Raw genomic sequence first — 14,739 nt, forward strand, 5'->3', positions numbered from 1 at the left:
ATCCCAGGTCACCGGGTCCGGTCAGGCCGCCAGTGCGGCGCGCGCGGCGATGAAGGCGTCGACCGCGCGGTGCACGTCGGCCGTGGAGTGCGCGGCGGACAGCTGGACGCGGATGCGGGCCTGGCCCTGCGGGACGACCGGGTAGGAGAAGCCGATCACGTAGACCCCGCGCTCCAGCAGCAGCTCGGCCATCCGGGCCGCCTGCGCCGCGTCGCCGATCATGACGGGCGCGATGGCGTGGTCGCCGGGGAGCACGTCGAAGCCCTCGTCGGTCATCCGGCGGCGGAACAGCGCGGTGTTCTCCGCCAGCCGCACCCGCAGGTCGTCGGCGGACTCCAGCAGGTCGAGGACCTTCAGGGAGGCGGCGGCGATCACCGGGGCGAGGGTGTTGGAGAACAGGTACGGGCGGGAGCGCTGGCGCAGCAGGGCGACGATCTCGGCGCGGGCGGCGACATAGCCGCCGGACGCGCCGCCGAGGGCCTTGCCGAGGGTGCCGGTGACGATGTCGACGCGGTCCATGACGCCGTGCAGTTCGGGGGTGCCGCGGCCGGTCGGGCCGACGAAGCCGACGGCGTGCGAGTCGTCGACCATGACCATCGCGTCGTAGCGGTCGGCGAGGTCGCAGATCTCGCGCAGCGGGGCGACGTAGCCGTCCATGGAGAAGACGCCGTCGGTGACGATCAGCCGGCGGCGCGCGCCGGACGCCTCCTTCAGCTTGGTCTCCAGGTCGGCCAGGTCGCGGTTGGCGTAACGGAAGCGGCGGGCCTTGGACAGCCGGATGCCGTCGATGATGGAGGCGTGGTTGAGGGCGTCGGAGATCACCGCGTCCTCCTCGCCGAGCAGGGTCTCGAAGACACCGCCGTTGGCGTCGAAGCAGGAGGAGTACAGGATCGTGTCCTCCTGGCCGAGGAACGCCGACAGCCGGGCCTCCAGCTCCTTGTGCACCTCCTGGGTGCCGCAGATGAAGCGGACGGAGGCCATGCCGTAGCCCCAGCGGTCCAGGGCCTGGTGGGCGGCGGCGATCACCTCGGGGTGGTCGGCGAGGCCGAGGTAGTTGTTGGCGCAGAAGTTGAGGACCTCGCCGGGGCGGCCGCCGGCGGTGACGTTCACGGTCGCGGACTGCGGGCTGCCGATGACCCGCTCGGGCTTGTGCAGACCGGCGGCGCGGATCTCGTCGAGGGTGGTGCGCAGGTCGTCGCGTACGGTGTCGAACATAGGGGGGTTCTCCTGAAGGTGCCGGCGGATGAGGGGAGTTACACGGTCCAGTCGAGGATGACCTTGCCGCCCGTGCCGCTCGCGGCGTCGGCGAAGGCGGCCTCGAAGTCGCGGTAGCCGTACCGGCCGGTGATCACGGGGGCGAGGTCGAGGCCGCCCTCCAGCAGCACCGACATCGCGTACCAGGTCTCGAACATCTCGCGGCCGTAGATGCCCTTGATGGTGATCATCGAGGTGACGATCCGGGCCCAGTCGACCGGGAACTCCTCGGCGGGCAGGCCGAGCATGGCGATCCGGCCGCCGTGCGTCATGTTGGCGATCATGTCCCGCATCGCCTCGGGGCGGCCGGACATCTCCAGGCCGACATCGAAGCCCTCGCGCAGGCCCAGCCGGCGCTGGCCGTCGGCGATGGTGGACTCGGCGACGTTCAGCGCGAGGCTCACCCCGGTCTTGCGGGCCAGTTCCAGGCGTTCCTTGCTGACGTCGGTGATGACGACGTTGCGGGCGCCCGCGTGCCGGGCCACGGCGGCGGCCATCAGACCGATCGGTCCGGCGCCGGTGATCAGCACGTCCTCGCCGACCAGCGGGAAGGACAGCGCGGTGTGCACGGCGTTGCCGAACGGGTCGAAGATCGCGGCCACGTCGAGGTCGACGGGGATCCGGTGCACCCAGACGTTGGCCGCGGGCAGCGCGACGTACTCGGCGAACGCGCCGTCGCGCCCGACGCCGAGGCCGACGGTGGCCCGGCACAGGTGGCGGCGGCCGGCCAGGCAGTTGCGGCACTTGCCGCACACCAGGTGGCCTTCGCCGCTGACCCGGTCGCCGACGCGGACCTCGGTCACGTCCCGGCCGGTCTCCACGACCTGTCCGACGAACTCGTGGCCGACCACGAGCGGCGTGCGGATGGCCTGCCGCGCCCACCCGTCCCAGGCCCGGATGTGCAGGTCGGTACCGCAGATCCCGGTCCGCATGACCTTGATGAGGACGTCACCGGGGCCGATGACCGGCTCCGGGACGTCCGTCAGCCAGAGTCCCGGCTCCGCCTTGTCCTTGACCAGCGCCTTCAACGCTACGGCTCCTGAGGGATGAGACCCGGGCACGCGGGCATGCCGACGGCGCCCGCACCGGGTCAGAGGGGTGGAATCACCCTGCAATCTGCCGTATGCGCGAGCCGGGGTCCATCGAGCTTTTCTTAACCGGCGCCTCAGCTTTCCTACAGGCCCCTCCGGGCAGCGTGCCGCCCGCCTCACAAGGGCAGGCCGTCCTCCGCGCCGCGTTCGAGGCGTACGACGAGGTCGGCGGCGAACGCCTTGATGGTCTCCAGGCCGGTCCGGCCCCAGGCACGGGGCGCTGTGTCGGCGGCACACACGGTGCCGAGCGCCATACCGGAGCCGTCGATGAGCGGGGCGCCGAGATAGGAGCGGATACCGAACGCGTCGACGACCGGGTTGCCCGCGAACCGCGGATAGTCGCGGACGTCCTCCAGGACCAGTGCCTTGTGGCGCACCACCACATGGGGGCAGAACCCATGGTCGCGCGGCAGCATCCGGCCGATCGCGGCCCGGCTGCCGTCTTCGCGGACGACGGGCGCGAGGACGGGCGCGCTCAGGCCCGCGAAGAACTGGTGGTCCTCGCCTATGAAGTTGACCATGGCGTAGCAGGCGCCGGTGAGCTGGGCGAGACGGCCGGCGAAGGCGTCGAGCGCGGGGTCGGGCCGGTCCGCCAGGCCGAGCCGGCGCAGCCGGTGGACGCGGGCGGGTGCCTCCTTGTCCTCGGGCGTGAGCAGCAGACCGCGGACCGGCCGGGGCGGCTCGTAGCTCATGGCCGGACTCCGGCACTGTGGGTGTGCTTCATACAAGGGCTCCGTGAACGGTGGGGCGGGATCACATGCGGGCGCGCTGGCTGGGCACGGCCGCCGGGGTGCGGGCCAGAAGATGGCGTACGAGGGTGAGCAGGGTCTGCACACCGGAGCTGGAGATCCGGGCGTCGCAGCGCACCACCGGGACCTCCGGGTCGAGGCCGATGGCGGCCCGCACCTCGTCGGGGTCGTAGCGGTGGGAGCCGTCGAACTCGTTGACGGCGATAACGAAGGCGAGCCCGCGCTCCTCGAAGAAGTCGACGGCCGCGAAGCACTCCTGGAGCCGCCGGGTGTCGGCGAGGACGACCGCGCCGAGCGCGCCTTCGGACAGCTCGTCCCACATGAACCAGAACCGCTCCTGTCCGGGCGTGCCGAACAGGTACAGCACGTGGTCGGCGTCGAGGGTGATCCGGCCGAAGTCCATGGCGACCGTGGTTTCCATCTTGTTCTCGACGCCGTCGAGGCTGTCCGTGCCGACGCTGACCGAGGTGAGCAGCTCCTCCGTGCTGAGCGGCGCGATCTCGCTGACCGCGCCGACGAAGGTCGTCTTGCCGACCCCGAACCCGCCCGCGACCAGGATCTTGAGCGCGGTCGGGAACGGGTCAGAGCTGTCGTCGTAGTCCATCGAGCACTGCCTCCAGCAGAGACCGGTCAGTGGGTGTGTGGTGGTAGGCGGGCGGCTTGGTGGTCAGCGCACCGCAGTCGACCAGGTCCGCGAGCAGCACCTTGGTGACCACCGCGGGCAGCTTGAGCTGGGCGGCCACCTCGGCGACCGGGACGGGCGCGCGGCACAGGCCGAGTGCCTGCGCGTGCTCGGGGCCGAGGTAGCCGAGCGGGGTGACGCCGGTGGCCAGCACCTGCGACATCAGGTCGAGGGCGATGCTGGGTCTGGTCCGGCCGTCGCTGACCGCGAACGGACGCACCAGCCGCCCGGCCGCGCCGTCCAGCCAGGGCCCGTCGCCGGCTGCGGCCACGCTCAATGCCCCGTCGCCGCGGGGTCCGCGCTCAGCTGCCGGGGCGCGGTCGCCAGGTACGGGCGCACGCTCTTGACCAGCATCGCCATCTCGTAGCCGAGCACCGCGGCGTCGGCGTCGCGGCCGGCCAGCACGGCCAGGCAGGTGCCGGAACCCGCGGTGGTGACGAACAGCAGGGTCGCGTCGAGTTCGACGACGACCTGGCGGACCTCCCCGCCGTCGCCGAACCGGACGCCCGCGCTGCGGCCGAGCGAGTACAGGCCGGAGGCCAGCGCCGCCATGTGGTCGGCGCTGTCGAGGTCGAGGCCGTGCACGGACTTCACCAGCCCGTCGGAGGAGAGGAGCACCGCGCTGGAGGTGTGCGGTACGCGCTGCACGAGGCCGCTCAGCAGCCAGTCGAGGTCGGACGCGGGAACGGTCGGCGCTTCGCTCGCCATGGTGGATCGACTCCTTGGGGTACGAAGATCAGCGGGAGCGCTGGGGATGGGGGTACGGCGTGCGGGCGCGGGCGCGGGTGCCGGCGTGGTCATCCGGCGGGGGTGCTCCCCTCGGTGCGGCCGGCGCCCTGGCTGTCGTCCGGGGCGGGCGCGTGGACGCGGGTGCGGGGCAGGGGGGCCGGGAGCGGCGGTCGGTCCAGAGGGGCGTGGCCCGGGGGTGTGGGGTCCGGAGCCATGGGGAGCGGAGCCGTGTGGTCCCGGGGCGGAGGGAGAGGAGCCGTGTGGTCCCGGCCCGTGTGGGGAACGGCCGTGTGGGCTGGAGCCATGTGGAGGGGAGCCATGTGGCCCGGGCCCAGGTCGGGGGCGGCCGTGTGGGTTGGAGCCACATGGTCTGGGTCCATGTGGTCGGCGTCCATGGGGTCCGCGTCCATGTGGTCTGCGTCCATGTCGGCAACCGTCATGTGCGTGGCGTGCCTGTGTGTGGCGTCCGTATGCGTGACATCCCTGTGGGGCAGACGCACGGGCCCGTACGCCGTCCCCCGGTGCCTGCCGTCCTCGTACGTCCCTGGCCCGTACGGCGATTCCGCGTACTCGGAGGACTCGGAGGACTCGGAGGCCGCGGCGTATCCGGAGGACTCGGCGTACGCGGACACGGCGTGCACCTCCGTCTCCGCACCCGCGGCCGTGCTCGCCTCCCTGTCCGTGCCGATGGCCGTGTCCATGGCTGTGTCGATGGCCGTGTCCAGGCTCTGCTGGGCCTCCGCGAGTCCGATCCCGCGCCGGAAGGCGGCCATCAGACCGGGATCGTGGCCGGCGGCGGAGTCGGTGTCCTGGCGGGGCGCCGGGCCGCCGCGGAGTTGGGGCGCGAGGTGCTCCTGCGCGCGCCGGCGGGGCAGTTGGGGCTTGTCCATGGTGCCGCGCACCGGGTCGACGCGCGGGGTGGGCGGAACGCCCGTGTGCGCCTCCACCACCTGCCGGTCCTCGGCGCTGACACCGTGCCCGGCATCGACGGGCATGGGCCGCGCCTCCTGGGTGCCGCGTACGGGCAGCGCGGCCGGGGCGGCGCCGTGCTGTCCGTAGGTACCGCTCTCGATGCCGCGCCGCCCGGTCCCGCGCTGCGCGTGCCGCCGCCGCCCGGTGGCCACACCCTGACCGGCCCCCGCCCCGGACTCCGTCGCGCTCCCGGCCCCGGACCCGCCGCCGGCCACCGTCCCGCCCACGGGCCCGGCGGCATTCCCTCCGTCGTACACGGAGCCGTTCGCCGTCCGGCCGTCGTACAGGGAGCCGTTCGCCGTCCGGCCGTCGTACGCGGAGCCGTTCCCAGTGCTGCCAGCGGGCTCGGTGCCGGCCTCGGCTCCGGTCCCGGCGACCGCGCCCGGTACCGCGAGCGCGGGCCCCAACAGCGGCTGGGGGACGACGAGTACGGCCTGCACCCCGCCGTAGATGTTGGTCTGGAGCCGCACTTGGATACCGTGCCGGCGGGCGAGCTGGGAGACGACGTAGAGACCGATGCGGCCGTCCGCCAGCAGGCTGGCGACATTGACCTGGTCGGGGTCGGCGAGCACGGCGTTCATCCGGTCCTGCTCGGTGAGGGTCATGCCCAGCCCGCGGTCCTCGACCTCCACGGCGAGCCCGGAGGTGACGAGGCTGGCGCGCAGCAGCACCTGGGTGTGCGGGGCGGAGAACACCGTGGCGTTCTCGACGAGTTCGGCGAGCAGATGGATGACGTCGGCGACGGCGTGGCCGCGCAGTTCGCCGTCGACGGGCGGCACCAGCTTGACCCGGGAGTACTGCTCGACCTCGGCGATGGCGGAGCGCAGCACCTCGGTCATGCCGACCGGGTTGCTCCACTGCCGGCGGGAGACCGCGCCGCCGAGCACGGCGAGGTTCTCGGCGTGCCGCCGGATCCGGGTGGCCAGGTGGTCCACGTGGAACAGGCCCTTGAGCAGGTCGGGATCCTCGATGTCGTTTTCCAGGTCGTCGAGGATCGAGATTTCCCGGTGCACGAGGGACTGAAGGCGCCGCGCGAGGTTGACGAACACCTCCAGCTTCTGTTCGCTGCCCGTCCGGCTGGAGAGCTGGGCGGCCCGTACGACGGCGGTGACGGCGCCGTCGTGCGCGCGGGCCAGGTCGGCGGCGAGCAGGTCGAAGTCGTCGGCGTCCGCCGGGGGCGGGCGGCGGCGGCCGCGCTGGGGCGGGGTCTCGCCCCGCCGGAGCGCGTCGACCAGGGCGCGCAGGTCGGCCTCGCCGTGTGCGGCGGTGCGCCGGAGCGCGTCGACGCGGGTGGTGACCGAGCGGGCGGCGCGGTCGGCGGCCACGGCGGCGATCAGGATGCCGACGGCGGCCACGCCGGCCGCCGCCGCGATCACGCCCCACAGCAGGGGGCTGGTGCGTGCGCCGGCGGAACGGATGCTGAACAGCACGGGGGCGCCGGCGCTGAGCGCGACCGCGAGCGGCGGCAGGACGGCGAGTCGCATCAGCTGTGGCCGTATGTGCGTCTCGGGCAGTGCAGGAGCGGGTCGGGCGCCCGGCCGCCCGTGCCGGCCGCCCTCGCGGCGGTCGGCGCGGGTGGCCGGTGCTCGGAGGTGAGACATCTGCGTCCTCGTACTGTCCGTCGGGCTTGGAGTCCTCGTGCGGTGTGCGCCGCGGGCACGCGTGGATGCGGGCAGGCGTCACCGATGCGTCGGCCGGCGGGACCGGTGAACCGGCCGCGTCGCCCGACGGACACTCACAGTAGTCGTCCGCGCTTCCCGTGCGGTCGGCAGTCGGCAAAGTCCCCCGAGGAGCGTCCCGCTCTGGTATGAGGTGCCGTACGACAGTCCGATGACGCCTGTGCAGCGCGCGAACGGATCCGAACGGAACCGGTCCGACCTGTTCGGATGCGGTCAGTACGGAGTGAAGGCCGCACCGGGTGCCGTTCGCTTCCCGGGGCACCGATAGGCGGGCAGAGGCCGCCGTCCGGCTTCCGGTGCACCGCGGCGGCGGCCCGCGAGGCTTCCGGCCCCCGGTCTCTCCGGCAGGATAATCACAGAGTGTGATTGCCTTGGCCCTGGCTCGGCGGATGCGCGGCACCGGGACAACACGACGCAGCGCACGTACCCGGATCGGGGTACGTGCGCTGCGTGGGGTACGAGGGCGGGCCGGGGCCGCCGGGTCTCAGTTCACCGGGTGCCGGCTCCGCGCGCGGGCGGTTCCGCCACGAAGGCGCCGACCGAGCGCCAGGTGCGCCGGACCTCTCCCGAGACGCCCCGCCACCACGGCTCCGCCGGCAGCTTGCCGGCGGGTTCGAAGGGCTCGCCGGGGCGCGGCAGGGCCACCGCCTGGCCGGCCTCCTCGGCGGCGTCCTTCGTCCACTCCCCCGGCTCGGCCCAGGGGTGCGGCGCGAGGTTGAAGGTGCCCCAGTGGATCGGCAGGAGCACGCCGTGCGGTGCGTCGCCCTGGAGGTCGAGGTGGGCGCGCAGGCCTTCCTCGGGGGTCATGTGGATGTCGGGCCAGAACTCGCTGTAGGCCCCGATCTGGATCATCGTGGCGTCGAACGGGCCGTGGGCGGCGCCGATGTCCTTGAAGCCGTCGAAGTAGCCGGTGTCGCCGCTGTGGTAGATCCGGTGTTCCTCGCCGGCGACGACCCAGGACGCCCAGAGGGTGTGCTGGGTGTTGCGCAGGCCCCGGCCGCAGAAGTGGCGGGCCGGGGTGGCGGTGAGGGTGAGGCCGCCGACCCGGGTGGACTCGTGCCAGTCCAGTTCGCGCAGCCGGTCCGGGGCCACGCCCCAGTGCTCCAGGTGGGCGCCGACGCCGAGCGGCACGGCGAACAGGGTGTCCGTGCCGGCCAGCGCCTTGATGGTGGGCAGATCCAGGTGGTCGTAGTGGTCGTGGGAGATGACCACCACGTCGACCGGTCCGAGCGCGGCCAGCGGCAGCGGCACCGGGTGCAGACGCTTGGGCCCGGCGAACGGGAACGGGGAGCAGCGCTCGCCCCAGACCGGGTCGAACAGGACCCGGTGGCCGTCGATCTCGGCGAGCACGCTGGAGTGGCCCATCCAGGTCAGCCGCAGTCCGGTGGCGGGCGGCTCGGCCAGGTCGGCGAAGGTGGTGGGGTGCACCGGCACGGTGCCCTGGGGGGCGCGCAGCGGCCGGGCGTCCTTGTCCAGGAACACCTTCGCCAGGTCGAGCGTGGAGCCGCTGGGGCGGGTCCGGGCGGGGCCGCCGGGGTTCTGGAAGACGCCGTCCTTGAAGTGCGGCGAGCGGCGGATGCGTGCCAGGCGGGCACCGCCCGGGTCCGCGCCGAACGCGGCGGGCCGCAGCGCGCGCAGCCCGGAGCCCGGAGAACGCAAACCGGTCACGGTACCTCCCGGTGAAGTGGGTGAGGCCCCCTATTATGGTCGGCTCCTCCGACAACCCCTCCGGCGGCCCGGTCGCGGCGGGGCGTGCCCGGGGTCACGGGCACGCGGCGGACGGGAAAAGCCGGACAGGCCCTAGGGTGACGGCGTGGCCAGAGTGCGGTTGAGTGTGGCGGAGCGGCGTGAGGAGTTGCTGCGCGCCGCCATCGGGCAGATCGAGGCGCGGGGCGTGGCGGCGGTCAGGATCGCCGACGTGGCCGCGACGCTCGGGGTGAGCAACGCGCTGGTGCTGTACCACTTCTCCACCAAGGAGCGGCTGGTCGCCGCCGCGTTCGCGTATGCGGCGGCGGACGATCTGGCCCGGCTGCGCGGGCTGCTGGGGCGGCGGACGACGGCGCTGCGCCGACTGCGGGCGGCGGTGCGCTGGTACGCGCCGACCGGCCAGGCCAAGGGCTGGCGGCTGTGGATCGAGGGCTGGGCGGTGGCGCTGCGGGAGCCGGCGCTGCGGGAGGTCACCCGGGACCTGGACCGGCAGTGGAAGGCGGCGATCACGGAGGTCATCGAGGAGGGCGTGGCGGGCGGGGAGTTCACGTGCGCGGACCCGGCCGGTACGGCGCTGCGGCTGACCGCGCTGCTGGACGGGCTCGCCGTGCAGCTCACGTCGTACCCGGGCGCGGTGCCGCGGTCCCGGGCCCGGGAGTGGGCGGACGACGCCCTCGCCCGCGAACTCGGCGTCGACCGCGCGGCGTTGACCGACCGCCGACGGTGATCCGGGCCACCGGCGGTAAGCCGGACCACCGGCGATGATCCGAGCCACCGGCGACGAGCCGGGCCACCCGCGACGAGCCGAGCCACCCAGGGGGGCCGAGCCACCGACGGTAAGCCGGGGCACGGGAAGCCCACCGCCAGGCACGACAAGGCGCGCCCGCGCCCCCGAACCGCCCCCGCGCCGCCCGACCTTGAGCCGCCCGGCCTTGAACCGCCCTGCCTTGAGCCGCCCAACCTTGAGCCGGACCCACAGCGGTGAGCGAGCACCCCACCGCACCGAGCCACCCGCGCGGGACACGGCCGGCAGACGGCCACCGGACGGACGGGGATCAGGCCACGGCGGAGATCCGCAGCTTGATGTCGTCCGGTGAGAGCGTGCCCTTGGCGGTCACGTGGTCGCCGGAGGACTCCCCGCGCAGCCGGCGCCCGATCCAGGGGACGAGGAACTCACGCGCCCACTGGACGTCGTCGCGGCGGACCTCCAGGGTGCCTCGGGGCGGCAGCGGCGGCCAGGGCTGCTCGGGGTCGGCCGGGACGTCCAGGCCGAGGACCTGTCCGGCGCGCAGCGCCACGCGCGTGTGCCCCTCGGGCGAGAGGTGCAGTCGGTCGCTGTCCCAGGCCCTGCGGTCCTGCACGGACTTCAGGGACCACAGGTCGAGTACGGGGCAGCCGTACCGGTCGGCGATGGCGCGGACATGCCCGTTGTAGGTGGCGATCTTGCCGCGCAGATGCTTGAGCACGGGCACGCCACGGGTGTCGAAGCCGGTGGTCACCATGACCGTGCCGGCGACCGCGGTCAGCCGGGCCACGGCGCGTTCGAAGCGCTCGGCCACCTCGTCGGGGTCGGTGCCCGGGCGGATGATGTCGTTGCCGCCCGCGCAGAAGGACACGAGGTCCGGGGCGTGGGCGACGGCCTGCGGGAGCTGGTCGGCCACGATCTGGTCCAGCAGCTTCCCGCGCACGGCGAGGTTGGTGTACCGGAAGTCGCCCTCGGGGCGCCGGTCGGCGAGCAGTACCGCGAACCGGTCGGCCCAGCCTACGAACGCCCCGTCGGGCCCGGGGTCGCCGACGCCCTCGGTGAAGCTGTCCCCCACCGCCACGTACGACCCGATCACTGATCTGCTGTCATTCTTCGAATCGTCTGCCACGTCGGACCATGATTCACCTTCCGATGTGACTTACGCGACCGTAGGCGGGGGTTGACGAGCGGTGAGATGAGCCACTCGTAAAGAGTTTGCAATGCAGGAATAAGGTTCTTCTCCCGATCGGGTCAGATACGGTGCAGCCGGATGACCGTCGCGTCCAAGTCGCCCTTGAGGTCCGTACGCAGGCCGTGGTGCAGCAACACCGCCCCCCGGTGCACTTCGCCCGTTTCGCGGCACGCGTACGACGCCGACGGGTCGAGTCCGCGCAGCCGCAGCGCCGGTACCGGCTCGCCGTAGCGCTGCGTCTGGAGCCAGGCGAGGACGACGCTCCGCCCGCCCCGGACGTACTGCACGGCGCTCAGGCCGCCCGTGGGAGGCCGCAGCCGGTACAGCTCGCCGTGCTGCACCAGCGGGCGGATCTCCTTGTACAGCTCCACCCACCGCCGGGCTTCGTCCCGTTCCCGCGCGCTCCACCGCGTCAGGTCGCCGCCGATCCCGAGGACGCCCGCCATGGCGCTGACGAACCGGAAGCGCAGCGAGCTGACCCGCCCGTTCAGCTGGGTGTTGGGGCTGTCGGTGACCCAGGCGGCCATCACGCGCGCGGGATGGAGCTGGGTGAAGCCGTGCTGGATGGCGAGCCGGTCCAGCGGGTCGGTGTTGTCGGAGGTCCACACCTGGTCGGTGCGGCCGAGCACCCCGAGGTCGATCCGGCCGCCGCCGCCCGAGCAGGACTCGAAGGCGACCTGCGGATGCGCGGCGCGCAACCGGTCCAGCAGGGCGTACAGGGCGTGGACGTGGTCCGTCCACAGGCGCTGCGGATACGGCTCCCCGGGCCAGCCGGCGTCGGTGAAGCAGCGGTTGAAGTCCCACTTCACATAGTCGATCGGGGTGCTGGACAGCAGGGTGTCCAGCCGCTCCCACAGATGGTCCTGGACGTCCTGGCGCGCGAGGTTGAGCACGAGCTGGTGGCGCTGTTGCGTGCGCGTGCGTCCCGGCTGGTACTGCACCCAGTCCGGGTGCGCGCGGTACAGCTCGCTGTCCGGGTTGACCATCTCGGGCTCCACCCAGATGCCGAAGCGCATGCCGAGGCCGTGCACCAGGCTCGCGAGGGGTCCCAGGCCGTGCGGGAAGCGGTCGGGGCTGGGGGTCCAGTCGCCGAGGCCGGCGCGGTCGCTGGTGCGGGCGCCGAACCAGCCGTCGTCCACCACGAACAGCTCGACGCCGATCTCGGCGGCGCGGCGGGCGAGGGCGGCCTGCTGCTCCTCGGAGATGTCGAAGTGCGTCGCCTCCCAGGAGTTGAACAGCACCGGCCGGTCCCGTCCGGCGTCCGGGACGACGTGGGCGCGCTGGTAGGCGTGCCAGGCGCGGCTGGCACCGCCGTGGCCGCCGTCGCTCCACAGGCCCGCGAAGACCGGGGTGGTGTACGACTCGCCGGGCTCCAGGAGTTGCAGTCCCGAGTCGTCGTGGCCGGCGCCGCCGGTGATCTGTACGCGCGCGTCCGGGAGCTGGGCCACGGCGATGCGCCAGGAGCCGGACCAGCCGAGCGCGCAGGCGTAGACCTCGCCGTGCTCCTCGGTGGCGTCGGTGTCGAGGGCGACCCAGGGCAGGTGCTGATGGCCGGTGTGGCCGCGGCGGCTGCCGATGATCTTCTCGCCGTAGGTGAGCGGGGCGGTGGTGAGCCGGGACTCGGCGGCCCAGCGGCCGTGCAACTGGGACAGCCGCCAGCCCTCGCGCTCGGGCAGGGTCCAGGTGGCCGCGTCGGCGCGCAGCAGCTCCACGCGCGCGTGGCCGCCGTTCAGGACGGTCACCCGGCGTTCGACCACGTCGCCGCGCATCCGGTAGTGCAGCGTGACGGTCACGCCGTCGTCGTCGAAGCGCAGCCGCAGCCCGTCGTCCGCGCCGCCGTCCGCGGCGTACGACACGAAGCGCCACTCGGTGCCGCGCCGTTCTTCGGTGCGGACGGACAGGGCGGGGCGGACGAAGCGGGGTCCGCCTTCGACGGGATACTCCTCGCGGCCGTCGAGCGGGGACTCGAAGGGGCGGTGGCCGGGCAGCGGGCGCGCCGCGAGCGCCACGGCGTCGGCGAGCGCGATCCGCGGCCCCCAGTGCAGATGGACCAGCTCGTCGGCGTCGGTGAGGTGCAGGGCGTAACTGCTGCCGGGGCTCGACAGGAGCCAGGTGCGGCCGTCCTCGGCGATGTCCACCATCGAGACCTCACAGGTGTCAACAGATTCGCGCAGATCCCGACATCATCGAGGCCGGGCGCCGGCCTGGCAATGCCTGTGGACAACTCGTTTCACGGGGAAATGGATGCCGTATGGTCGACGCAGCCCCCGCCGACGAGCCATGACGGCGGGAACCGACCGGGAGGAGCCCCCGTGACGCAACAGGTCCCGTCGACCGAGCCTGAGCTGGCCGGAGTGCGCAATTTCCGTGATGTGGGCGGGCTGCCGACCGTGGACGGACGGCGGGTGCGCCACGGAGTGCTGTTCCGCAGCGGCCATCTCGCGCACGCGACGGAGGAGGACGCGGCTTTCCTCGCCTCCCTGCGGCTGCACACGATCTTCGACTTCCGCAACGCGGCCGACCAGAAGCTGGAGGGCCCGGACGTCGAGCTGCCCGGCGTGCGGAACGTGAACCTGCCGCTGAGCGACCCGGCGGACGGCGCCGAGTTCTGGAAGATGGTCCGCGACGGCGATCTGGACCAGTTGCGCGCGCTGCTCGACGATGGCAAGGGGGCGGCCCGGATGACCGCCTCCTACCGGCAGATCGTCAAGGAGCGCACCGCCGAGCACTCCCGGGTGCTGCGCGCGCTGGCCGAGGACAGCGTCCCCGCGCTGATGCACTGCGCGGCCGGCAAGGACCGCGCGGGCGTCTCCATCGCCGTCACCCTCCTCGCCCTGGGCGTCGAGCGCGAGGCGATCGTCGCCGACTACCTGGAGTCCAACGCCAAGCACCGGCGCTACCGGGTGCGTCGCAGCGGCAGCGCGGACACGGCGTACACGCCCGAGGTGATGGACCTGCTCAGCCCGCTCTTCGACGCCCGCGCGGAGTATCTACAGGCGGCGTTCGCGAGCATCGAGGAGACCTGGGGCGACGTGGACGGCTATCTGGACCGGGGTCTCGGCGTCACGCCCGCGGTCCGCGAGCGGCTGCGCGACCGTCTGCTGGACTGACCCGGGCGGCCCGCGGCCCCGCCGGTCAGCTCTTGGCACCCACCGCGAACAGCAGGTAGAGGAAGGCCGCCAGGACGTGTCCGAGGGCGATGTAGATGATCAGCCGGATCCACAGGGACCGGGGGAACTTCTCTTCGAGGTTGGTCATGGCAGCTCTCCGCTCGACGGCCCCAGGCACAGCGTGGCCGTGGGGCTCTGCAGCAGGGTGTGGACGAACAGCAGCTCGACGCCGTCGTGGTCCTCGGCGGCGAGGCGGTGCGGGGTGAGCGAGTCGAAGTGCGCGCTGTCACCGGGGCCGAGCAGATGGGCGGTGTCGCCGAGCCGCAGCCGCAGGCGGCCGCCCAGGACGTAGAGCCACTCCTCGCCGGGGTGGACGCGCACGATGTCGCCCTGTGAGCCGTACGGCACCCGCACCCGCAGGGCCTGCATGCCGCGGCCGGACGCCCCGGCCTGGACGTACGTCCAGCCGCCGGCCCGGGTCGGTTCCATGTCGGCGGCGCGCACGATCGCGTCCCGGTCGGCGGCCGTCTCACCGAGCAGGTCGGAGACGGTCGTACCGTAGATACGGGCGAGCGCGAGGAGCATCGGCAGCGAGGGCTGCCGGTGCCCGGTCTCCAGCCGGGACAGATGGGCCGGGGAGAGGCCGGCGGCGCGGGCCGCGGCCTCCAGGGTCAGCCCGGCCCGCCGGCGCAGGGACCGCAGCTGCGGCGCGACGGCGGACAGGCCGCCGTCGGCGGCCGGCGGCGGCGCGGCGTCTGAGGCGTTCATGCCTCCATTGAGCCCCACGCTTGCCTCTCGGGCAATTTTCTTGCCTCAGAGGCAAACGCCC

The 14,739-nt window shown here is 73.2% G+C and carries 14 protein-coding genes; 2 read left to right on the forward strand and 12 right to left on the reverse strand.

Annotated features, from left to right (window positions below; all coding sequences use genetic code 11):
- Nucleotides 1-21: 21 nt before the first annotated feature.
- The 8 genes from ACZ4SV_RS07880 to ACZ4SV_RS07915 all read right to left on the reverse strand — a co-directional run bounded on the left by ACZ4SV_RS07880 (nt 22) and on the right by ACZ4SV_RS07915 (nt 8,824).
- Nucleotides 22-1,215, reverse strand: a complete 1,194-nt coding sequence (locus ACZ4SV_RS07880; RefSeq protein WP_365882377.1) for a glycine C-acetyltransferase — start codon at nt 1,213-1,215, stop codon at nt 22-24.
- Between the two features lie 38 nt (nt 1,216-1,253).
- Nucleotides 1,254-2,282: an L-threonine 3-dehydrogenase gene (tdh, locus tag ACZ4SV_RS07885; RefSeq protein WP_397935526.1), complete on the reverse strand. Its 1,029-nt coding sequence runs from the start codon at nt 2,280-2,282 to the stop codon at nt 1,254-1,256.
- Between the two features lie 179 nt (nt 2,283-2,461).
- Nucleotides 2,462-3,037 (reverse strand): GAF domain-containing protein, encoded by a 576-nt coding sequence (locus tag ACZ4SV_RS07890; protein WP_397935528.1) that lies wholly within the window; start codon nt 3,035-3,037, stop codon nt 2,462-2,464.
- A 61-nt stretch (nt 3,038-3,098) separates the two neighbouring features.
- Nucleotides 3,099-3,698, reverse strand: coding sequence for a GTP-binding protein (locus tag ACZ4SV_RS07895; protein WP_468002344.1), 600 nt, complete (start codon nt 3,696-3,698; stop codon nt 3,099-3,101).
- Nucleotides 3,676-4,047 (reverse strand): DUF742 domain-containing protein, encoded by a 372-nt coding sequence (locus ACZ4SV_RS07900; RefSeq protein WP_365882369.1) that lies wholly within the window; start codon nt 4,045-4,047, stop codon nt 3,676-3,678. The genes ACZ4SV_RS07895 and ACZ4SV_RS07900 overlap by 23 nt, the downstream gene beginning before the upstream one ends.
- A gap of 2 nt (nt 4,048-4,049) precedes the next feature.
- Nucleotides 4,050-4,484, reverse strand: coding sequence for a roadblock/LC7 domain-containing protein (locus ACZ4SV_RS07905; RefSeq protein WP_468002346.1), 435 nt, complete (start codon nt 4,482-4,484; stop codon nt 4,050-4,052).
- 89 nt (nt 4,485-4,573) lie between these two features.
- Entirely contained in the window at nt 4,574-7,078 is a 2,505-nt protein-coding gene (locus tag ACZ4SV_RS07910; RefSeq protein ID WP_468002348.1) for a sensor histidine kinase, read from the reverse strand.
- Nucleotides 7,079-7,645: 567 nt separating this feature from the next.
- Nucleotides 7,646-8,824, reverse strand: a complete 1,179-nt coding sequence (locus ACZ4SV_RS07915) for an MBL fold metallo-hydrolase (protein WP_468002350.1) — start codon at nt 8,822-8,824, stop codon at nt 7,646-7,648.
- Nucleotides 8,825-8,969: 145 nt separating this feature from the next.
- Here ACZ4SV_RS07915 and ACZ4SV_RS07920 point away from each other — a divergent pair, with 145 nt between their 5' ends.
- Nucleotides 8,970-9,590: a TetR/AcrR family transcriptional regulator gene (locus tag ACZ4SV_RS07920; protein WP_468002352.1), complete on the forward strand. Its 621-nt coding sequence runs from the start codon at nt 8,970-8,972 to the stop codon at nt 9,588-9,590.
- Nucleotides 9,591-9,918: 328 nt separating this feature from the next.
- Here the strand turns inward: ACZ4SV_RS07920 and ACZ4SV_RS07925 are convergent, their stop codons facing one another.
- Nucleotides 9,919-10,704, reverse strand: a complete 786-nt coding sequence (locus tag ACZ4SV_RS07925) for an SGNH/GDSL hydrolase family protein (protein ID WP_468002509.1) — start codon at nt 10,702-10,704, stop codon at nt 9,919-9,921.
- A 155-nt stretch (nt 10,705-10,859) separates the two neighbouring features.
- Nucleotides 10,860-12,941, reverse strand: a complete 2,082-nt coding sequence (locus ACZ4SV_RS07930; RefSeq protein WP_468002354.1) for an alpha-galactosidase — start codon at nt 12,939-12,941, stop codon at nt 10,860-10,862.
- Nucleotides 12,942-13,112: 171 nt separating this feature from the next.
- On the opposite strand from ACZ4SV_RS07930, the gene ACZ4SV_RS07935 reads away from it, so the two are divergent.
- Nucleotides 13,113-13,910 carry a tyrosine-protein phosphatase gene (locus ACZ4SV_RS07935; protein ID WP_365881091.1) on the forward strand — a complete coding sequence of 266 codons (798 nt, stop codon included), beginning with the start codon at nt 13,113-13,115 and terminating at the stop codon, nt 13,908-13,910.
- 25 nt (nt 13,911-13,935) lie between these two features.
- Here ACZ4SV_RS07935 and ACZ4SV_RS07940 read toward each other — a convergent pair whose 3' ends face one another.
- Nucleotides 13,936-14,058 (reverse strand): DUF6126 family protein, encoded by a 123-nt coding sequence (locus ACZ4SV_RS07940; protein WP_365881093.1) that lies wholly within the window; start codon nt 14,056-14,058, stop codon nt 13,936-13,938.
- A complete protein-coding gene (locus ACZ4SV_RS07945; RefSeq protein ID WP_397980181.1) occupies nt 14,055-14,678 on the reverse strand; it encodes a helix-turn-helix domain-containing protein in 624 nt (207 codons plus the stop codon). Before ACZ4SV_RS07945 ends, ACZ4SV_RS07940 begins: the two co-directional genes overlap by 4 nt.
- Between the last annotated feature and the right edge of the window lie 61 nt (nt 14,679-14,739).

Source organism: Streptomyces sp. NPDC027672 (assembly GCF_055566335.1).